We start from the raw sequence: 18,893 nt of genomic DNA, 5'->3' as shown, positions 1-18,893 counted from the left end.
GAAATATATGAGTGCTTTAATACAGGTAGAATTTTTCAAACTTAAACGCTATAATATTTTGATTTTAGGGGTATTTACCACTCTCGGGACTGTGATGATTGCAGTGTATCAAGCATGGAGCATGCGTTTTTATGGCCTAGACTTTCCAGGAATAGCTGATTTTGTGCTCTGGGATGGGCTCACTCTGCTCCAGCCTTTTACCATTACACTTATCGGTGGTTTTATTTTAAAGCGAGAGCTCACAGACCGTACCATGCCCGCAGTATTAATAGTGCCAGTTTCAGAATCAAAACTGTTGGCAGCCAAACTTATCATTATCGCCGTTGTCACTGAGTTTTTGGTAATTTTAGAGTATATCATGACCATTGGTGCGGCCTTTATGCTGGGTGTAGGTGAGAGTATTACGGTTCTTCTGTTGCTCAGCTACTTTTATAAGTTTACGGTCATTGGGTTCACGACCTTTATTGCCATGCTGCCGCTTTTTATTGTTACGGCCTATTTCAGAAAAGGGTATCTGGCCAGCACCGTCATTGCTTTTTTTATGGGATTTTTGGGAATTATGGCAGCGAACAGCCCCACCCTCGTGAATCTGTGGCCGTTAACAGCGGGCCTCAGCCTCATTGATTATCAGAGCTCCGGGGCGAAATACAATTATTATAACCCTGTCATTTCCCTGATGGTTCTGGTTCTTGTTTTATTGTTCACGGTAGTCATGATACACAGGACAGGAAAGCGGAAGAAGGATTTTTAAATAAAAAAAGTGCCGGCATTTAAGTGTTGCCGACACTTTTCACATTTAAGGTTAACGGATAGCTTCGTGCTTGATAAAGGTACCTTCCTCTAGCTCCTCAAAAGCATGCATGAGCTCCTCACGAGTGTTCATAACAATGGGACCGCCCCAGGCCACAGGCTCATCAAGCCGTTTTCCAGAGAAAAAGACAAATCGGGAATCCTGTCCATCCGGGGCTTTAACGGTGATGGAATCACCGGAGCCAAACAACACCGCTGTTTTTTCATCAATGTTTTTTCCTTCGATCACGGCGTCCCCTTGAATCAGGAAAATAAAGACATTATCTTCCGTTTTGGTGGGGAGGGTAAAAGTTTTTCCAGCATTTACTGTAACATCGTAAAGAGTCGCCTGAATGTGACGAGGTTCTACACCTTTGACGCCTTCATATTCACCGGAGATTACACGGACCAGTGCCGTATCACTTGCTTTTTTCTTGATCATGTCACCTGTGATGTCAAAATAAGCGGGAGCAGCCATTTTTTCATCTTTTGGAAGGTTGATCCAGAGCTGAAGCCCCAGCATATGATCCGAAGGCTGCGGCATTTCCTGATGGAGAATACCACTTCCTGCAGTCATCCACTGGCTTTGGCCAGATTTGATGGAGCCCCTGTTGCCAAGACTGTCCTGATGCTCAATATCTCCTTCGATAAGATAGGTGACTGTTTCAATTCCTCTGTGGGGATGGAAGGGAAAGCCCTTTATATAATCGTCTGGATTTTTAGAATCAAAGGAATCCAGCATTAAAAACGGATCAAAATCCTGGACGTCATTATTGCCCAATACTCTTACCAGATGGACACCCGCCCCATCAATGGCATATTGCCCTTTTACTGTTTTGGTTATTTTACGTTCTGACATAAAAACACCTGCTTTCATGGTTTGAAATCACTTATATTCCATAATGAATACATCATGTAGGAATAAATCTACCCATAAAACACAGGCATAATGAATGTTTAAGTATTTTTTAAGGTTTAAAAAGTGAGGCATGCAACGAGGAGATCAAGGATATTGTCGGGTCCCTCTGTAAACGGGTGTGTGTTAAGGTTACCTTGCCCAATGGGTAAATTTGTGATATAATTTATAATCATTATGAAGTGTGGAGGAAGGGTAATGGATAAAAAAGATTATGAACGTGTTGACAAGCCCATGAAGAAGGCCTGTATTGATCCTGATCGTTATTATGGCGAAATGATGGCTATTATAAGAGCTGGTGAAGTCATTCCGTATCCCGCATATGCTGCCTTTACAACAACACCGGTGATCGAGCGGATTCAGAGGGCATCTGAAGATGATAAAATCTGTATTGCTCAATATCTGTTTAAAAACTCGCATAACGAGCTGGAGGTCAATAATATTACAGCGCTGCCTATGGCAATGATTAAAGAAATAAAAAAAGCGTTGAACTAACTGAATAAAAAAGAGACACACTCAATTGTGCATCTCCTGCGGGGCCGTTTTAAACGGCCTTTTTTAGTTAATACGGACGGCGCCTTCCACAACGCCTAAAATTTTCACTGTTTCTTTGGGATAGGTCTCTTCTTTATAAAACTCAATATTAAGGGGCTTCAGGATGATTGTATTCTCCACGATATAGACCCGGCGCAGCCGCACGTTTCCGTTTTCAAGAAGAACCAGGGCGTCCTGGCCATCACTGCAGTTTTCCTGAAGGCAGATATTTAGAATATCATCTTTATAGTAACGGTCGAACATGCTGTGGTCGCGCAGAGTGACCATGATATATTCGTGGCCGTTCCTGATTTTTCTGGGAAGGCTTTCCGTGGTGTATTCCTGGGGTTCTGGAGCCTCAATACTGCCATCAATATTGACGATGGATGAAGTGATACTGGAGGGGATAAAGAGCTCTACATTGTCATTCCAGTTCATGCTTTCACAACCTTTCTTTATAAAAATACAACCTGCAAAAATGTGTTTTCCACAGCAGCGTCCATTAACACCTGCCGCAGCTTTTCAGCGTAAGGGCCCAGATGAGCTTCGGCGGCATTAAAATGAATTATTTCGAGTCTGGTACTGGTAGCGATGCCTGTGAGAGCATCCCAGAGAGCATCGAGGTTTTTGCCGTAATAATCATGGATTTCAAGCTTTTTTTCAATATATGTATGGGCAGTCTGGATGGTATCCATAAACTGACCGTCAAGGGTAATACTTCTCACGCTCAATCGCTCCTTTAAAATATAATTTCTTCAAAGCTGTTATAATGATCGTTTGTATAATAAATCAGACCGTCGCTTGAGTAGATAATTCGTTCCGCGCCACGGTAGCCGCCTTTATAGTTGATATCACATTCCTTCCATGTACGTCCCTTAGCCTCAGGCAGCTTTTTGTCATAGTTTCCAAAACGGTCGCCGCCGATGCTTTTGCCTTTGGCCACCTTATCCAGGTTTCCTTTCTGACTGTCCCAGCCCAGCTTTTGAGCTTCTTTTTTAGTAATAAAGTTGGAGGGCAGCTTCTGGTAAGTGTGTATATAAAGCGCAACATCCTCCTTGGAGGTGTAGGCACCGTTTTCTGTAATTTGCGAGACACTGCCACCAGTGATATCCGTACCCGTTGGTAATGTGCTGCCGCAGCCTGTTATCAGAAGTGCAACCATCAACAGCGGCAGGAGTACTTTAAATAAACGCTTTAGCATTAATGACTTCCTTTCCTTAGGTTTGAATCAATTATATCATAGACCATGCAAAATTTGAATGTTGTATATTCTATTGGATTTAAGGGGTTTTTAATAATCCCTCGTTATACTGTAATAAATGTTATAATTTTGTAAATACATAAGGGGAAAATGATGACTGAAGAAAGCTTTTTTGAAACAGCCGATGAGACGTCCTTTGATGAGGCCTTTGAGATATTAGACGCTTCGTTTCCAGATACTGAAAAACGCTCCTATGAAGGACAGAAAGCACTTTTAGAACAGCCCGATTATAAACTGTTGATCAAACGGACCGATATGGGCAGAACCATTGCACTTTTAGGCGTCTGGGTTTTTGATGATTTTGATTTTATCGAACACGCCGCGGTGTCTGAAAAGGCAAGAGGTGGTGGTATTGGAAGCCGGATATTCAAAGAATATTTTAAAGAAAATGACCGGATGATCTTTTTAGAGGTAGAGCACCCCAATGAGGAGGATGCCAAGCGCCGGATCAAGTTTTATAAAAATTTGGGTTTTCATCTTAACCAGTACGAGTATTATCAACCGCCTTTGAAACCAGGCATGCCTGAGTTGCCGCTCTATGTTATGACCTACCCTGACCCCATTGATGAGGAACGTTTTGAGTACTGTAAGGGTGTTTTAATGGATACCGTTTATCATAAATCATTAAAACCATGAAATACAAAAGCCTGCCGTTGTAGAAGCATACAACGGCAGGCTTTTTATTCATTATTCGGCCAAAACACTCTTGTAGGACGGGTTGTTTGCAAATTCGGATACAGCAAAGGAACAGAGCGGGGTGATTTTTTTATGCTTGTCTCTGGCATATTGAACAGCCTTTTGGACTAAAGCACCGCCGAGCCCTTTTCTGCGTGCGGCGACAGATACGCCTACATGTGTAATGATCCACTCATCACCATTTTGAGTAAAATTCAATTCACCCAATTCGGTGCCGTGTTCATCAGTTGCCAGAATGCGGTTTTCTTCCAGTTGATATGTCATTGTAAAGACCTCCTTGGGATGGTTTATTAATGCTATAAGGCATTACGCTTATTATTATACCGAAAATTCTTAAACTTAACCATAAAATGTGATATAATCATTTTAGGAAGAGGTAATCGGCTTCATATGGAAACATATGTATTATGTTTTTTAAAGAAGGGAAAAAACAATGAATACGGAGTATGGGAAGACAATGGACAAAAAGAGGCTGTGGATGCTACTGGGGCTTATCGGGGCAGTGCTTGTACTGTGTATTGTGGCAATTATTATTTTTAATATGAACAATACCCCTGAGAAAGCTTTAAACACTTATATCGATGCAGTCAATCAGCGTGATTATGAAAAAATGTACAGTCTGATCAGTGATGAAAGCCAAGACAGCTATTCTAAAGAAAAATTTATTGAGCGGAACAAAAACATATATGAAGGTATCGAAGCACAGAACCTGACCATTACAAAGATACAGAACGCAGAGAAAATTGATTCCAAATATACAAGGGTAACTTACGATTCTTCGATGGATACAGTAGCGGGAACACTTAAAGAATTGAACTTTGTGAATTTAAAAAAAGACGGTATGTTTAAACCCTATCAGATCGTTTGGGATTCTTCAGTCATTCTGCCGGCGCTGCAGGATGGGGATAAGGTCAATGTAAGCACCGATGCCGCAGACCGGGGAAATATTGAGGATCGTAATGGAAATCTTCTGGCCACAACCGGCGTGGCTTCCTCTGTAGGTCTGGTTCCTGAAAAAATAAATCCGGAAACCAGAGAGGCAGATATAGCAAAGGTTGCAGAGTTTCTCGAAATAACAACTGAAAATATTCAGACTGCCCTATCTGCGGGATGGGTAACCGATGAAACCTTTGTCCCTATAAAAACAGTGGCTGCCGGCAATGCAGAGCTTGAGGCTGCACTGCTGCAGATACCGGGCGTTATGATCAATGATAAAATGGTCCGGGTCTATCCCTATGGTGAAAAGACATCGCAGCTCACAGGTTATATACAGGGGATCAGCGCCGAAGAGCTTGAGGAAAAAAAGGATCAGGGATATACTGAGTCCAGCGTTATCGGAAAGAGTGGTCTTGAAAGACTTTATGACAAGCGGTTAAGGGGTCAGGAAGGGGCAACCATCTCCATTAGTTATACAGAAAATAATGGTGAGGTGAAGAGCATCGCCATCCTGGAGAAAGCAGCGGTCAGCGGAGAAAATATCAAAACGACTATCGATGCGAATTTACAGAGCGCGCTTTATAACCAGTTTGCAGGGGATAAAAGTGCATCGGCGGCCATTAATCCCAAAACCGGTGAAGTACTGGCTCTTGTCAGTACGCCGAGCTACGATGCTAATACTTTTATACTGGGGCTAAGCGATGAACAGTGGCAGAGTATGAATGCCGACCCGGCAAATCCACTGCTTAACCGTTTTGAGGCTACCTATGCGCCTGGTTCCTCATTTAAGCCGGTGACTGGTTCCACTGGTCTGCAAACCGGTGCCTTTACGGCGGATGAGGACTTTGGAGAAAGTGGTCTTGTCTGGCAGAAGGACAGCAGCTGGGGAGATTTTAATATCACTACACTGGAGGAATACAGAGGGCCGGCAAATCTGGAGAACGCCCTTATCTATTCGGATAATATTTATTTTGCCAAGGCAGCCTTGAAAATCGGAGGGGATCGATTTGCTGAAGCGCTAAAGAAAATGGGGTTTGGCGAGACGCTTCCCTTTGGGCTTGATATGACAGCATCTCAGATTTCTGACAGCGGCGCCTTCGACAGTGAAGCGCAGCTGGCGGCCAGCGGTTTTGGGCAGGGACAGGTTCTGGTGAACCCGCTGCATATGGCTTCGATTTATTCGGCCTTTGTTAATGATGGCAGTATGGTCAAGCCCTATATCGAATACAAGGACAACGCACAGGCTGAATATTGGAAGACGCAGATTTTGACAAAAGAGGTGAGCAATACCATTCGTAACGACCTGATACAGGTAGTGGAAAGTCCAGCGGGTACAGGCCATGAGGCTCAGATTGACGGCTTGAGCATTGCCGGCAAAACAGGGACCGCAGAGATCAAGACATCCCAGGAAGATACTTCTGGGACAGAGCTTGGCTGGTTTAATGCCTTTACCGCTGACTCTTCAAGTGCACAGCAGCTTATGGTCATCAGTATGGTCGAGGATGTCAAGGATCGTGGTGGAAGCCATTATGTTGTCCCCAAGGTCAAGACAGTCTTTGAGACGCTGACACATTAAATTCCAGATTTTTGGGAACATGGTTTGACTTTTATATAACAGGATGGTTATACTAAAAGCACAATAGAGTGAAAGGACATTTTAAAGATGAGTAAAGCACAATGGCGTGGCGCTACCCTGCTGGCACCAGTGCCAGCTGTAATGGTATCCTGCGGCAGCATGGAGGAATCCAACATTTTAACCATAGCCTGGACGGGTATTATCAATTCGAATCCACCTAAGACCTATATTTCTATAAGGCCAGAGCGCTATTCTTATAATATTATAAAAAAAACCGGAGAATTTGTTATCAATCTGACGACTTCACCCCTGGTGAAAGCCACGGATTTCTGCGGCGTGCGCTCAGGCCGGGATTTCGATAAGTTTGAAAAAATGGCACTGACAAAGGAGCCTGCTGTACAACTGGGCTGCCCTATGATTGAGGAAAGCCCTGTGAGCCTTGAGTGTCGTGTGACAGAAATAATCCCTCTCGGTTCTCATGACATGTTTTTAGCGGATATCCTGGCAGTTAATGTTGATGAACAGTATCTGGATGAAAGAGGAAAGCTGCATCTGGATAAAGCACAGCTCATAAGTTATGCTCACGGCGAATACTTTGAGCTTGGGAAAAAGCTAGGCAGCTTTGGTTACACGGTTCGAAAGAAAAAGAAAAGAGCCAGAAAAAAGAATGTCAAAAAGTAATATGGAGCTCCTATTGTCAACTATACCTTAAAACAAGGTTGACAATAGGAGCTTTTTCTTTTATACTTTTTTTAATTAAAGCTTAGGAGAAAAAGATGGAAACAACGATGACAAAAACGCGTTCCATGGTTCAATGTGCGTTATTCGCCGCGCTAGTGGCGATTGGCGCTTTTATACAGATTCCCGTACCTTATATGGATTATTTTACGCTGCAATTCCTGTTTGTGCTACTGGCAGGTATGCTTTTGGGCTCAGTCCGCGGCGCATTGTCGGTGGGGGTTTACGTATTAGTGGGCCTTACTGGATTCCCGGTGTTTGCAGCAGGCGGCGGTATCCAATATATCTTCAGGCCAAGCTTTGGCTATCTGCTTGGGTTTATCCTGGCAGCGTGGGTGACAGGTTTTACTCTTCAGAGTGGGAAGACCTATGGCCGCTACCTTTTAGCTGCATTCGGGGGCCTTTTGATTACTTACACCATTGGTGTGGTCTATAAGTATATGATACTTAATTTCTATATGACAGAGCCGACTCCGTGGAGCATTGTTCTTTTATCCTGCTTTCCCCTCGATCTTCCCGGGGATATCCTGCTCTGCTTTGTTAGCGCTGGACTGGCACACAAGGTAAAGCCATTATTGAGGAGGATATTATGAACATTAAAGCCTTAACAGAAAAAATAAAATCGGGTTATGAGATCAGCAGGAAGGAAGCGCTGGAACTGGCGTATACTTCCAATGCTGAGGCACTGGCTGTATACGCGGATAAGATTAGAGAACATTTCTGCGGCATGGATTTTAATCTGTGCACTATCATCAACGGAAAAAGTGGACGATGCAGTGAAAACTGCGCTTACTGCGCTCAGTCTGTCTGGTTTAACACCTGTGTGGAGGAGTATCCGCTTCTTTCGGAGGAAATCGTGGTAGAAAGCGCCAGATCTAATTATCGTCAGGGGGTACATCGTTTTTCGATCGTAACTTCTGGAAAACAGCTTGAAGACGAGGAGCTGGATGCAGTCTGCCATATATACAGAAAACTTGCAAAGACAACTCCGATAGGTCTCTGTGCCTCGCATGGACTTCTGAGTTATGAAGCGCTGTTAAAGCTTAGAAAATCCGGTGTAACGCGTTATCATAATAATCTTGAAACCTCGGAAGATTTTTTTGCAAAGATTTGTACAACTCATACCTATTCGGATAAAAAGGCTGTTATCAGAGACGCCCAGAGAGCAGGGCTTGAGGTATGCAGTGGGGGAATTATTGGGCTCGGTGAATCCATGGAGGATCGTATTGATATGGCTTTTACCCTGAAACAGCTGGGTGTGAGATCGGTGCCGCTCAACGTGCTAAATCCGATTCCTGGGACGCCTCTTGAAGGAAACGGCCGCCTTGCATATGATGAAATAATCCATACAGCTGCTATCTTCCGTTTTGTTTTACCCAATGTACAACTTCGCTTGGCCGGGGGGCGTGCACTGTTTCCAGATAAAGGAAAGCGTCTGATGAAAGGGGGCGTAAACGCAGCGATTTCAGGAGATATGCTTACCACAGCAGGAATTGCGACTAATGAGGATATCGCTATGATTAAAGCCATTGGATTTGAGGTAAAAGCTAATGCATAAGGGAATATTTATTACTGCCACTGGTACAGATGTGGGGAAAACCTATATCACCGCCAGAATTATTAAAGGACTTATCGGGCAAGGCATAAACGCTGGATATTATAAAGCTGCGCTCAGTGGCACAGAGGTTGAAGATGGAAAGAGAATCGCGGGTGACGCTGCCTATGTATTCCGCTTTGCAGGACTTAAAGGTGAGCCTAACCAGGCTGTGACTACAATACTTGATTATCCGGCGTCACCACACCTTGCGGCGAAGATGGAGAATAAGAATATTACACTGGCACCCATACTGCGGGATTTTGACAAAGCGGTCTCGATTTATGACTATGTGGTGATGGAGGGGAGCGGCGGCATTATCTGTCCCTTAAGCTTAGAAGAAACGGTGCTTATGCTCACGGATGTAATAAAAGCTCTGGCGCTAGATATCGTGATTGTTGCAAATGCAGGTCTTGGGGCCATTAACAGCACGCTTCTAACTCTGGAATATGCCAAAAATCTGGGAATAAACGCACGCTGTATTGTGCTGAACAGGTTTGACAACGATTCTGCCATACATTGTGATAATAAAAGGGTCCTTGAAGCGATGACAGGCCTGGAGGTATTGGTCTGCGAAACTCAGGGAGATTTGGATGTTTTGGCGATTAAAAAAATTTTACTTGCAAATCTACTTGACACGGTTTGATACCTCCGATATAATTGATAGTGTTAAAAGGGAGTAGTTGAAACGGTAAAGTCAACATACTGGTGCGGGGCACCTGGTTTTACCGCCTTTATTTATTCAAAGGTAATGAGACTTTTAGCGTATTTTTAGAATACGCTGGAGGTCTCTTTTTTGATGTTGGGCCTATTTTTTATTAAAATTGGCCTCGAATAAGAGCGGCGCCGAGACAAATACAAATTTCTGAGAAATTTGTGATTCCTGTACAATCTTTTAACAGGGTAAAAATTTAAAAAGGAGTATCGTTGATGAAAGCATTTCTAGAAACGACAAGTCAGACGCTTGAACGGCTAGATGTCGATCCGGAATTGGGGTTAAGGAAAAACCAGATCGAAACCAGCCGTTTAAAGTATGGGGTTAATGCGTTCACCAAAGGAAAGCCAAAATCTGTTTTTAAAAAGATATGGGATGCGGCAACAGAACCGATGATTGTTATGCTGCTAGTGGCAGCTGCAATTACCCTGGGTGTTAATTTTGTTCGCTATTTTACCGGAGGACAGACCGAATTCGTTGAATGTATCGGTATTTTCGCTGCTATTTTTCTGGCAGTCGGTGTTACCGTCATTATGGAGGGGCGGAGCGAAAAGGCTTTTGAAGCCTTAAACCAGATTAATGAGGATGTACAGGTTAAGGTTATGCGGGACGGCAGCATTACCCTGATATCCCAAAAAGACCTGGTGGTCGGAGATATTATGGAGGTAGCTACCGGTGATATGATTCCTGCTGACGGCCGTGTGATCGAGTCGCTGGGGCTGAGAGTCGACGAATCCTCTTTGACGGGAGAAAGCCTGCCGGTTAAAAAAGAAGCGGAGCTGGTTTATGATAACCCCAAGACCCCAGTGGCCGAACGTGCCAATATGCTCTACTCCGGGTGCTTTATAACCGGAGGCAGCGGCACTATGATCGTGACTGAGGTGGGAGATGGCACCGAGTTTGGAAGTATCGCGCGAGAACTTTCCAAAACAGAAAAAGGCTCCACACCGCTTCAGGAGAAAATGGACCGATTAGGAAAGCTTATTACAATTCTGGGTGCAACCGCAGCAGCTATTGTTTTTATTATTCAGCTGATCATCTTTGCTTCAACGGGTACCTTTAATCTGGATACCGTATCTGAAGCTTTTATTACCAGTATTGTTTTGATTGTTGCAGCGGTACCTGAGGGGCTTCCAACCATTGTGGCGGTTTCGCTGTCCATTAATATCATTAAAATGGCCAGACAAAACGCTCTGGTTAAAAAGCTGATCGCCTGTGAAACTATTGGGTGTATTAACGTGATCTGTTCGGATAAAACCGGCACGCTGACAGAAAATCGCATGACGGTTACAGATATTTATTCAGACGGGCATCTGATTACGCCAAAAAATCTTAATAATGAAACCCTGATCCAAAATTTTACCATCAATAGTACCGCGGATATCGAACAGGGGAACCAGCCCAAATTTATTGGAAACCCGACAGAATGTGCTTTGATCATGGCCTACGAAAAATCAGAGGCACGCTGTGCGTCCTACAGCGATCTGCGTAAAAATGCCAAGATTACTTTTGTTTTTCCATTCTCCTCTGAGACAAAAAATATGACGACTATTGTTGAACAGAAAGATGGGAGTATGGCCTACTCTAAAGGAAGTCCTGAAAAAATCATCAACCAGTGCAGCCATATTATGATTGATGGACAGCCTGTTCCTTTTTCGGAAGCACATATCCAGAAGATTGAAAAGGAAATGACAGGCTTTGAGAAAAAAGCCCGCCGTGTGCTTGCCTTTTCACATAAACCACTTTCAGGTGTTGGGACAATAACGGAGTACGAAGAACACCGCACACATATTGAGTCCGATATGATTTTTGATGGTTTTGTCGCTATTACAGACCCGCTGCGTGAGGATGTCTATGAAGCGGTTAACCGATGCCGTAAAGCAGGAATCGAGCTGAAAATCCTGACGGGGGACAATATTGTAACAGCCCGCGCCATCGCCGATGAACTGGGGTTGCTGAAGCCTGGTGACGCGGCGGCTGAGGCCCATAAGCTCGAAGATCTGAGTGAAGAACGCCTCATCGAGCTGCTGCCAAGGATCAAAGTTATTGCACGAAGCACTCCAGTCGTTAAAATGCGTGTGGTCAACGCCTTGAAGAAAATGGGGAATGTAGTTGCTGTAACCGGGGATGGCATAAATGATGCGCCGGCCATCAAAAATGCTGATGTCGGCATCGCTATGGGGATTACCGGGACTGAGGTTTCCAAGGAAGCCAGTGACATTGTACTGCTTGACGACTCCTTTTCCACCATTGTCAAGGCAGTTCAGTGGGGTCGCGGGATCTACGAGAATTTTCAGCGTTTTATCCAGTTTCAGCTTACCGTTAACCTTTCATCGGTTATCGTGGTGTTGTCCTGTATTCTGCTTGGACTAAAGTCTCCTTTTACCGCCCTTCAGCTTTTGTGGATCAACATTATTATGGATGGGCCGCCGGCCCTTACGCTGGGCCTTGAACCAATTCGTGACGATCTTATGAACCGCCAGCCCATCTCCCGGGATTCCAACATTGTGAGTAAAGGTATGCTTTCACGTATTGCCTGCAATGGGATTTTTGTGTCAATCATTTTTATGATGCAGGCTCTGTTCAATATTCTGGGTGGCACCGAAGGAGAACAGTACACCATTCTGTTCACACTTTTTGTGGTCATGCATTTGTTCAATGCTTTTAACAGCCGTGAGCTTACAGATACCAGCGTCTTTTCAAATTTTTTCAGCAATCGTCTGATGCTGCTGGTTTTTGGCCTGACCTTTTTGCTGCAGGTAATCATCACCCAGTTTGGCGGAATTCTTTATAACACCGTACCTTTATCACTAAGCATGTGGGGCAAGATTATTACCTTAGGTTTATCGGTTATCGTTGTTTCTGAAGCGTTCAAGCTTATCAAGAGAAAAGTTTTTAAAATAGCATAAAATAAAAAAGACTCTGTTTTTTAATGAACAGAGTCTTTTTTTTTGCGTTTTTTTAATTCTTTCCGAATATTCAGCCAGATACGGATACTTGAGGAGACGATAATAATCCCCATGGCGAGTGCGCCGGCAATACCAAGCGTATGCAAACCTGTGTTGATGGCATCATCCACGCGTCCATTGATGAAATGCTCCATTGTGTAGTAGATGCCACCTCCAGGAACAAGTGGGATGAGGGCGGCGGCCAAATAAATGGTCGCTGGGGCTTTGAAACGCCTTGCCGTAATTTCGGCGTAAAGGGAAACCGCTAATGTAGCGATAAAATACTGGGGAATGTCGTTAATAAAAAACCCATGCAGGCCTATATACAAAAACCAGCCCAAGGCGCCGCCAATGCCAGCGATGGCCAGTGCCTGACCGCGGATATTAAAGACTACGCCAAAGGCGACTGTGGCGGCAAAGGCATAAAAACATTGGAGTAAGAGACCGCTTTCCATAAGCTAAACCCCCAGAAACGGACGGAGGAAAGTCAGTGGAATAGCAGCCCCCACAGCAATTCCGGCTCCGATCAGCAAAGCCTCTGTCGTTTTTGTTACGCCGGCCAGCAGATCGCCTGCGATAATATCACGCATAGAATTTGTGATGGCTAGTCCAGGTACCAAAGTCATGATGGTACCGATAATAATTTTGTCCATATTAGCGGCAAGTCCGGAACGGACAAACCCCAGAGCACAAAGCGCAATCACAGCGCCGCAAATGACATTTTCAAAGAAAGCATTAGTTTTGATTTTTTCCAGAGCATTGAAGATCACCTTTGTTAAAGCGCTGATAAAAAGTGCAGCAAAAGCATCTGATAGCGTTCCTTTAAAAAGCAGCGTAAAAAAGAAAGCCACAAAGGAGAAAGCCAGCACCTGCTTGATAAGGGAGTAAGGAGGAAAACGGCGAATCGCTTCGATACGTCTCTGAACTTCCTCATAGGGTGGGATAGTTGCGCACATTTCTCGGGATAGGGAATTCAGGCGTTCAACCTTATACAGGTCAGTTCCACGGCTGAAAATACGTTTAGTCAGTGTCAGCGGGGGATCGTCACCGACGCGGATTGTGATGATAATGGTGGTAGGAACTGCAAAAATTTCAGCGTTGTCCACACCATAGGCCTGGCAGATACGGCGCATGGAGTCCTCGACACGGTAGATTTCTGCACCGTTTTCCAAAAGCATATCGCCGATTTCCATGGCCACTGAGATGAGATGAGTTGGCGTCATGGCAGGCATTCCAAAATCGTGTCAAGAATCTGTCCAGCAACATCCTCTTTTGTCTGCTTTGGAAGTTCTGTGACACGGTCTTTTGTAATAACGGTTACGACATTCGTATCCCCGCTAAATCCCGCACCTTCTACCTTTAGATTGTTTGCGATCATCATATCAACGTTCTTTCGAATCAATTTGGCCTGAGAATTTTCCAAGAGGTTTTGCGTTTCCATGGAGAAACCACAGAGAAACTGACCCGGGCGTCTGTTTGCGCCCAGCCAGGCCAAGATATCCTGGGTGCGATCGAGAGCGATATTCATGGCGCCTTCTTTTTTCTTTACTTTTTCATCAGAATAATCGGAAGGAGTATAATCTGCTACCGCTGCAGCTTTGATGATAATATCCTGCTGCTCTGACCGGCTGCTAACCGCTTCAAACATATCCTTTGCGGAAACGATGTTGACCATATTTACAAAAGGAACTGGACGCAGCGCTGTTGGACCGCTGACAAGCGTGACCTCTGCCCCGCGCAGCATTGCATTACGCGCCAGAGAGTAGCCCATTTTACCACTGGAATGGTTAGTAATGTAGCGGACCGGGTCAATGGCTTCACAGGTTGGGCCGGCGGTTATCAGCACTTTTTTTCCAGCAAGATCTTTTTCAAAAGCGATTTCTTTTAGAATATGGTCGATCAGGACTTCTTCCTTGGGAAGCTTGCCATCTCCGATATCCTTACAGGCGAGGATTCCGCTGTCTGGCTGAACAATTTCAAAGTTATATTTTCTTAAAATTTCTAAATTGTCCTGAACGACCGGATTGTGAAACATGTTGGTGTTCATGGCTGGTGAAACAATTTTTTTACAGGTGCAGGCCAAAGCGGTTGTGGTCAGCATATCGTCAGCCAGACCGTGCGCCAGCTTGGCAATCACATTAGCTGTGGCAGGAGCGATCATGAGCAGATCAGCCCGTTTGGCCAGCGAGACGTGTGCAACGTTGTAATTAATGGTTTTATCAAAGGTATCGACAATACAGTTATTGCCTGTCAGAGTGGAGAAGGTCATCGGCGCAATGATCTCCGTTGCGTTGGGTGTCATAATGACATGGACGTCACATCCCCATTTCGCCAGTGTGCTGGCGACATTTGCCATTTTGTAGGCGGCAATACTACCACTGACACCAAGGATAACTGTTTTATTTTTTAAGTTCATCTTTTGTGTACTTCCTTCGTTCAAATTTACTAGGAGATTATATCAAAAATAAAACCTTCCGTAAATGCAGTTTAGGTAAAAAAGACTTGAAAGGTGATCTTTTTTCATGTTAAAATAATCACGATTAAGCATTGTATCCGGCTCGACTGGAACGATAGCAGGAGGAAAATCGAATATGAAAACACGAACGACCAAGGAATTGGTCCAATTGTCACTTTTTGTGGCAATCATTGTCCTGATGGCAGTTGTCCCGTTTTTGGGATACATTCCGCTGGGTTTTACCCGTGCGACCATTATCCATATACCCGTAATTATTGGAAGTATTATACTCGGCCCAAGGTATGGAGCATTTTTAGGATTTGTTTTTGGTCTCACCAGTCTCGTGAACAATACTTTTAACCCAACGGTAACTTCTTTTGTATTTACCCCATTCTATTCGCTGGGAACCTACGATGGTAATTTCTGGAGTCTTGTTATTTGCTTTGTACCCAGAATTTTAGTGGGGATTGTTCCTTATTATATTTATAAGGGGTTGAAAAAAGTAAAGGACAATGATGCTCTGGCCTTGACCTGTGCTGGTGTTGGCGGATCGCTCACCAACACACTGCTCGTTATGAATATGATTTATTTCTTTTTTGGACAGAGCTATGCATCCGCAAAGGAAATGGATATCTCAGCGCTTTATGGCGCCATTTTGGCGGTTATCGGTATTAACGGTGTTCCAGAAGCGATTGTTGCCGGGGTATTGACGTTAGCGATCTGCAAAGCGCTTTTAAAGTACGGCGTTAAAAAATAATAATTCATCTAACTCACCGCATTCGTTAAAAGAATGCGGTTTTTAATGTTTTTAAGAGACTTTAACATAAAATATAGTATAATTGTTATAAAAAAAGGATGTGATTGTTATGAATAATGCATTATGGATAAAGGCTGTTGAATTTCACAGGCACGAGTGTCCCGGGCTGGCTATTGGCGTGCGCGTCAGCGATGCGGCAAAGAAAATGCTGCGCATTGGCTCATCGGAGGACGAAGAGATTGTGTGCGTTGCAGAAAATGACTCTTGCAGTGTGGATGCAATACAGGCCTTGCTTGGCTGTACCTTTGGAAAGGGAAACCTTTTATACAGAAATACAGGAAAGCAGGCTTTTTCGTTTTTTAACCGCGCCACAGGTGAGAAGTTGCGTATTTATCTGAAGGCCCGCAAAAAAGAAATGATGAGTAAGAGTGAATATCAGGAGTACCTGCTAAATGCGCCGCTTGATGAACTGTTTGACTATTCAATGCCAAAATTTGAGCTTCCTGAAAAAGCCCGAATTTTTACTACGGTCTTTTGTGAGCTTTGCGGCGAGGGGGCTCCAGAACATAAAATGCATCTACAGGAAGGTAAAATTGTCTGTGAAGACTGCTTCAAGCCCTACAATAGAGGCTGGTAAAAAAGAAGGCGCCGGAATAAAAATCCGGCGTCTTCTTTTAATTTCGGCTGAGCTGGCGGTATCGGCTGATCATCAGGCCGACTGCAAAGATAGCGATGATAAAGCCCGCCAGAATCACCATATCAGCGAAAACAGGGGACAGGGCTTCCATGTTAAAACTCTTCAAACCGATAATGGCATTGTTTGCTTTAATGTACCAGTAAGTTGGCGTAAAGCTGGCAATGGCCTTAACCGTGTCACCCAACAGATATTGAGGGACAAAAACACCGCTCAGAAAGCAGAGTCCGAGTGAGACCACATTGGCAACGGCACTTTGAATGTTGTAGTTTTTTATAAACTGACCTGTCAGGAAAGCAATCCCAAGTGCAGTAAAGGTCATAAGAAGAGCATTGGCGCTGCAGAGCAAAACCAGCGGCAGATTGTCTGGCGTAATGTCGTAAAGTATAAAGGCGACCAGAAGCATAAATGCCCAGACGATAAGGCCAAAAATCGTGCTGGCGATTGCCAGCTGTGCGTTGAAATTTTTAAGGCGCATAGGGGCACAGCTGTTACGGCGTTTGATATCCTGATTGTTAAAGACCATCATAATCGAGGAAATGCCGAGAATCAAAACAGCCAGCAGAGCATAGGCAAGGTAATTAAAATAATAGGAATAGCTTGGAATCCCCTCCTCAATGGAAATCTGATCCAGCGTCACAGTTGTCTGATCATCCATACTAGCAGCTGTTTTTTTTGAGAGCTCCGCCTGACTGATATCTGGAATTCCCTTTAGGTAGAGCTGAGCCGTATTAAAATACTGATTGACAAGCTGACCCGACTGATACTCAAAATCACTGTCTGGGACTGTATTTTCAATAATTTCGGGATTTTCGCCCGCCATAAAGGCCTGGGTAAATCCTTCGGGAATGATTGCAATATAAACAACTTCTCTGAAAAAAAGCGCGTCTTTAAGTGTTGACGGGTCATCCTTCAGCGGCACAATATTGGCATTTTGATCAAGATAATCGGTAAAGCCACGGAGAAGCTCGCTGTTTTCATCATGATTGACAATGGCCACCGATGGCTTTCGGGGTGTAAAACTCACATTGTTATTAGTCTGTGACATCATTGAAAATAAAACAGCCAGGCCGATGAAAATAACGATATAGATCATCATCTGCATGAGATTGCTTTTAATAATTTTAAAATAGGTTTTAAAGACTTGCATATTGCTGCCTCCGGATAATGAAGTAAGTAACGGTGGAAAAAATCAGTGCAAAAATGCACAGAATAGCGATACAGGTATAAAATTTTGATCCGCCGTCATAATAATAAAGACTGTAAAAGGCATCTGTAATCTGACTGACAGGATTGACTGCCTCAGCCCAGGGGACGCTTAAGCGAATACTGTACTTGATATCTGGCGACATCATGCCAGCCAGAAAGGACATGAGCATAGTGAATGCCACGAGAATACCCGTCTTAAGTCCCTCGCTTCCTTTTACCAGAACGCCTATCATTGTCCCGAATGTAATGCCGCAGACCGACCCGATTAAGCTAATCAGCAGGATTTCAGGAATATGGTTTCCCATCTCAACATTCAGCATAAAAACCATATAGGCGATAAGGATAAGAATTTCAATAAAGTGGATAGTGAGTGTCGCGCAAAAGTTAATGGCCAATAACTTGAACTTATGTGTGGGCGCGACAGCTAAGCGAGCAGCTTTGTCGGATAAATTAGCCTGGATATCAACCATATCCTGAAGCCCTAGAAATGCACCGTAAAAACAGGCCATTGCCAGCAGCGCGTAGTAGCTGATGAGAAGTGTGTTCAGACTTTTGTCAGTCAGGGACCCGGCGGCAGTGTAGTCTTTGATGCTACCAACCTCATCCATAAATCCCTGAGCAAAGGCCTGTGGATTTGACTGAGCGATGTCAGCAACTGTGTGATAAATTCGAATATACTGGTCTAGCACATTTTTGATAATGGTCTGATTGATACCTGATTCAGTCACTGTAAGCTCGGGTTTATCACCAGTCATGGCAACAATGCCTGATACCGTACCATCTGCAAGCCATTCCTTTGCTTTGCCGGTATCCGAGGTTAATGAGAGCTTAAAAATCGAGTCTTCTCCACCGGAAACAGCTTTCATAGTTTCCTTGAAACTTTCATTTTTCTGATAATCTTCGTTTTCGATCACGGCAACAGGAATCGCTTTAAAGTTATGGTCCGATAAAATATTACTGAAGGCAAAATGGAACAGTGTAGCCAGTATCAGCGGAAAGAGCAGTGTCCAGAAAACCAGTGCTTTATCCCGCAAAAGGCATTTTATACGGTTGGTATATAAAAGGGAAAACATTG

The 18,893-nt window shown here is 44.0% G+C and carries 21 protein-coding genes; 11 read left to right on the top strand and 10 right to left on the bottom strand.

The genetic code is table 11. The features are described 5' to 3' along the window. The first annotated feature begins 7 nt into the window (after nucleotides 1-7). Nucleotides 8-751: an ABC transporter permease gene (locus DW091_RS08700; RefSeq protein ID WP_118517952.1), complete on the top strand. Its 744-nt coding sequence runs from the start codon at nucleotides 8-10 to the stop codon at nucleotides 749-751. A gap of 51 nt (nucleotides 752-802) precedes the next feature. Here the strand turns inward: DW091_RS08700 and DW091_RS08695 are convergent, their stop codons facing one another. Beyond that, nucleotides 803-1,648, bottom strand: a complete 846-nt coding sequence (locus DW091_RS08695; RefSeq protein ID WP_058694540.1) for a pirin family protein — start codon at nucleotides 1,646-1,648, stop codon at nucleotides 803-805. A 255-nt stretch (nucleotides 1,649-1,903) separates the two neighbouring features. Here DW091_RS08695 and DW091_RS08690 point away from each other — a divergent pair, with 255 nt between their 5' ends. Next, the gene (locus DW091_RS08690) at nucleotides 1,904-2,200 is read left to right on the top strand and encodes a hypothetical protein (protein WP_118517951.1); all 297 of its coding nucleotides are present in this window, start codon (nucleotides 1,904-1,906) and stop codon (nucleotides 2,198-2,200) included. 63 nt (nucleotides 2,201-2,263) lie between these two features. Here DW091_RS08690 and DW091_RS08685 read toward each other — a convergent pair whose 3' ends face one another. From DW091_RS08685 to DW091_RS08675, 3 genes are read right to left on the bottom strand one after another with little or no spacing between them, the layout of a single operon-like run. Further along, on the bottom strand, nucleotides 2,264-2,677 hold the full coding sequence (locus DW091_RS08685; RefSeq protein ID WP_074616819.1) for a S24 family peptidase: 414 nt from the start codon (nucleotides 2,675-2,677) through the stop codon (nucleotides 2,264-2,266). 17 nt (nucleotides 2,678-2,694) lie between these two features. After that, a complete protein-coding gene (locus DW091_RS08680) occupies nucleotides 2,695-2,964 on the bottom strand; it encodes a barstar family protein (RefSeq protein WP_074616820.1) in 270 nt (89 codons plus the stop codon). A gap of 14 nt (nucleotides 2,965-2,978) precedes the next feature. Then, nucleotides 2,979-3,440, bottom strand: coding sequence for a ribonuclease domain-containing protein (locus DW091_RS08675; protein WP_118517950.1), 462 nt, complete (start codon nucleotides 3,438-3,440; stop codon nucleotides 2,979-2,981). A 150-nt stretch (nucleotides 3,441-3,590) separates the two neighbouring features. On the opposite strand from DW091_RS08675, the gene DW091_RS08670 reads away from it, so the two are divergent. Further along, on the top strand, nucleotides 3,591-4,136 hold the full coding sequence (locus DW091_RS08670; protein ID WP_058694545.1) for a GNAT family N-acetyltransferase: 546 nt from the start codon (nucleotides 3,591-3,593) through the stop codon (nucleotides 4,134-4,136). A gap of 51 nt (nucleotides 4,137-4,187) precedes the next feature. Here the strand turns inward: DW091_RS08670 and DW091_RS08665 are convergent, their stop codons facing one another. After that, nucleotides 4,188-4,460, bottom strand: a complete 273-nt coding sequence (locus DW091_RS08665) for a GNAT family N-acetyltransferase (protein WP_058694546.1) — start codon at nucleotides 4,458-4,460, stop codon at nucleotides 4,188-4,190. 193 nt (nucleotides 4,461-4,653) lie between these two features. Here DW091_RS08665 and DW091_RS08660 point away from each other — a divergent pair, with 193 nt between their 5' ends. From DW091_RS08660 to DW091_RS08635, 6 genes are all read left to right on the top strand, one after another. Further along, nucleotides 4,654-6,708 carry a penicillin-binding transpeptidase domain-containing protein gene (locus tag DW091_RS08660; RefSeq protein WP_118518020.1) on the top strand — a complete coding sequence of 685 codons (2,055 nt, stop codon included), beginning with the start codon at nucleotides 4,654-4,656 and terminating at the stop codon, nucleotides 6,706-6,708. Between the two features lie 87 nt (nucleotides 6,709-6,795). Further along, entirely contained in the window at nucleotides 6,796-7,389 is a 594-nt protein-coding gene (locus DW091_RS08655) for a flavin reductase family protein (protein ID WP_096919831.1), read from the top strand. A gap of 95 nt (nucleotides 7,390-7,484) precedes the next feature. Further along, nucleotides 7,485-8,039: a biotin transporter BioY gene (locus DW091_RS08650; RefSeq protein WP_118517949.1), complete on the top strand. Its 555-nt coding sequence runs from the start codon at nucleotides 7,485-7,487 to the stop codon at nucleotides 8,037-8,039. Beyond that, on the top strand, nucleotides 8,036-9,004 hold the full coding sequence (gene bioB, locus DW091_RS08645) for a biotin synthase BioB (protein ID WP_118517948.1): 969 nt from the start codon (nucleotides 8,036-8,038) through the stop codon (nucleotides 9,002-9,004). The genes DW091_RS08650 and bioB overlap by 4 nt, the downstream gene beginning before the upstream one ends. Further along, on the top strand, nucleotides 8,997-9,686 hold the full coding sequence (bioD, locus tag DW091_RS08640) for a dethiobiotin synthase (RefSeq protein ID WP_118517947.1): 690 nt from the start codon (nucleotides 8,997-8,999) through the stop codon (nucleotides 9,684-9,686). The genes bioB and bioD overlap by 8 nt, the downstream gene beginning before the upstream one ends. A 284-nt stretch (nucleotides 9,687-9,970) precedes the next feature. Continuing rightward, nucleotides 9,971-12,664: a calcium-translocating P-type ATPase, PMCA-type gene (locus DW091_RS08635; RefSeq protein WP_118517946.1), complete on the top strand. Its 2,694-nt coding sequence runs from the start codon at nucleotides 9,971-9,973 to the stop codon at nucleotides 12,662-12,664. Between the two features lie 20 nt (nucleotides 12,665-12,684). On the opposite strand, the gene DW091_RS08630 is transcribed toward DW091_RS08635, so the two are convergent. The 3 genes from DW091_RS08630 to coaBC are packed head-to-tail and all read right to left on the bottom strand — an operon-like array spanning nucleotide 12,685 to nucleotide 15,119. After that, on the bottom strand, nucleotides 12,685-13,158 hold the full coding sequence (locus tag DW091_RS08630; RefSeq protein WP_118517945.1) for a threonine/serine exporter family protein: 474 nt from the start codon (nucleotides 13,156-13,158) through the stop codon (nucleotides 12,685-12,687). Between the two features lie 3 nt (nucleotides 13,159-13,161). Further along, nucleotides 13,162-13,926: a threonine/serine exporter family protein gene (locus DW091_RS08625; RefSeq protein WP_074616825.1), complete on the bottom strand. Its 765-nt coding sequence runs from the start codon at nucleotides 13,924-13,926 to the stop codon at nucleotides 13,162-13,164. Further along, on the bottom strand, nucleotides 13,923-15,119 hold the full coding sequence (gene coaBC, locus DW091_RS08620; protein WP_058694552.1) for a bifunctional phosphopantothenoylcysteine decarboxylase/phosphopantothenate--cysteine ligase CoaBC: 1,197 nt from the start codon (nucleotides 15,117-15,119) through the stop codon (nucleotides 13,923-13,925). Before coaBC ends, DW091_RS08625 begins: the two co-directional genes overlap by 4 nt. A gap of 175 nt (nucleotides 15,120-15,294) precedes the next feature. Here coaBC and DW091_RS08615 point away from each other — a divergent pair, with 175 nt between their 5' ends. Beyond that, the gene (locus DW091_RS08615) at nucleotides 15,295-15,915 is read left to right on the top strand and encodes an ECF transporter S component (protein ID WP_058694553.1); all 621 of its coding nucleotides are present in this window, start codon (nucleotides 15,295-15,297) and stop codon (nucleotides 15,913-15,915) included. Nucleotides 15,916-16,024: 109 nt separating this feature from the next. Next, complete coding sequence (locus tag DW091_RS08610; protein WP_118517944.1) at nucleotides 16,025-16,552, top strand: FmdE family protein; 528 nt, start codon at nucleotides 16,025-16,027, stop codon at nucleotides 16,550-16,552. Between the two features lie 37 nt (nucleotides 16,553-16,589). On the opposite strand, the gene DW091_RS08605 is transcribed toward DW091_RS08610, so the two are convergent. After that, entirely contained in the window at nucleotides 16,590-17,759 is a 1,170-nt protein-coding gene (locus tag DW091_RS08605) for an ABC transporter permease (protein ID WP_118517943.1), read from the bottom strand. Continuing rightward, nucleotides 17,746-18,891: an ABC transporter permease gene (locus tag DW091_RS08600; RefSeq protein ID WP_118517942.1), complete on the bottom strand. Its 1,146-nt coding sequence runs from the start codon at nucleotides 18,889-18,891 to the stop codon at nucleotides 17,746-17,748. Before DW091_RS08600 ends, DW091_RS08605 begins: the two co-directional genes overlap by 14 nt. Between the last annotated feature and the right edge of the window lie 2 nt (nucleotides 18,892-18,893).

This window comes from Eubacterium sp. AM05-23 (assembly GCF_003477535.1).
In the GTDB taxonomy this organism is placed as follows: Bacteria; Bacillota; Clostridia; order Eubacteriales; family Eubacteriaceae; genus Eubacterium; species Eubacterium maltosivorans.
This window is presented reverse-complemented; position numbering and strand designations above follow the sequence as displayed.

Bases quoted from the DNA above. Each gene is read 5' to 3' on its own strand.
- DW091_RS08630 (WP_118517945.1), bottom strand. From the start codon at position 13,158: ATGGAAAGCGGTCTCTTACTCCAATGTTTTTATGCCTTTGCCGCCACA.
- DW091_RS08615 (WP_058694553.1), top strand. From the start codon at position 15,295: ATGAAAACACGAACGACCAAGGAATTGGTCCAATTGTCACTTTTTGTG.
- bioD (WP_118517947.1), top strand. From the start codon at position 8,997: ATGCATAAGGGAATATTTATTACTGCCACTGGTACAGATGTGGGGAAA.
- bioB (WP_118517948.1), top strand. From the start codon at position 8,036: ATGAACATTAAAGCCTTAACAGAAAAAATAAAATCGGGTTATGAGATC.
- DW091_RS08655 (WP_096919831.1), top strand. From the start codon at position 6,796: ATGAGTAAAGCACAATGGCGTGGCGCTACCCTGCTGGCACCAGTGCCA.
- DW091_RS08690 (WP_118517951.1), top strand. From the start codon at position 1,904: ATGGATAAAAAAGATTATGAACGTGTTGACAAGCCCATGAAGAAGGCC.
- DW091_RS08670 (WP_058694545.1), top strand. From the start codon at position 3,591: ATGATGACTGAAGAAAGCTTTTTTGAAACAGCCGATGAGACGTCCTTT.
- DW091_RS08695 (WP_058694540.1), bottom strand. From the start codon at position 1,648: ATGTCAGAACGTAAAATAACCAAAACAGTAAAAGGGCAATATGCCATT.
- DW091_RS08605 (WP_118517943.1), bottom strand. From the start codon at position 17,759: ATGCAAGTCTTTAAAACCTATTTTAAAATTATTAAAAGCAATCTCATG.
- DW091_RS08625 (WP_074616825.1), bottom strand. From the start codon at position 13,926: ATGACGCCAACTCATCTCATCTCAGTGGCCATGGAAATCGGCGATATG.
- DW091_RS08700 (WP_118517952.1), top strand. From the start codon at position 8: ATGAGTGCTTTAATACAGGTAGAATTTTTCAAACTTAAACGCTATAAT.
- DW091_RS08600 (WP_118517942.1), bottom strand. From the start codon at position 18,891: ATGTTTTCCCTTTTATATACCAACCGTATAAAATGCCTTTTGCGGGAT.
- coaBC (WP_058694552.1), bottom strand. From the start codon at position 15,119: ATGAACTTAAAAAATAAAACAGTTATCCTTGGTGTCAGTGGTAGTATT.
- DW091_RS08665 (WP_058694546.1), bottom strand. From the start codon at position 4,460: ATGACATATCAACTGGAAGAAAACCGCATTCTGGCAACTGATGAACAC.
- DW091_RS08675 (WP_118517950.1), bottom strand. From the start codon at position 3,440: ATGCTAAAGCGTTTATTTAAAGTACTCCTGCCGCTGTTGATGGTTGCA.
- DW091_RS08685 (WP_074616819.1), bottom strand. From the start codon at position 2,677: ATGAACTGGAATGACAATGTAGAGCTCTTTATCCCCTCCAGTATCACT.
- DW091_RS08635 (WP_118517946.1), top strand. From the start codon at position 9,971: ATGAAAGCATTTCTAGAAACGACAAGTCAGACGCTTGAACGGCTAGAT.
- DW091_RS08650 (WP_118517949.1), top strand. From the start codon at position 7,485: ATGGAAACAACGATGACAAAAACGCGTTCCATGGTTCAATGTGCGTTA.
- DW091_RS08660 (WP_118518020.1), top strand. From the start codon at position 4,654: ATGGACAAAAAGAGGCTGTGGATGCTACTGGGGCTTATCGGGGCAGTG.
- DW091_RS08610 (WP_118517944.1), top strand. From the start codon at position 16,025: ATGAATAATGCATTATGGATAAAGGCTGTTGAATTTCACAGGCACGAG.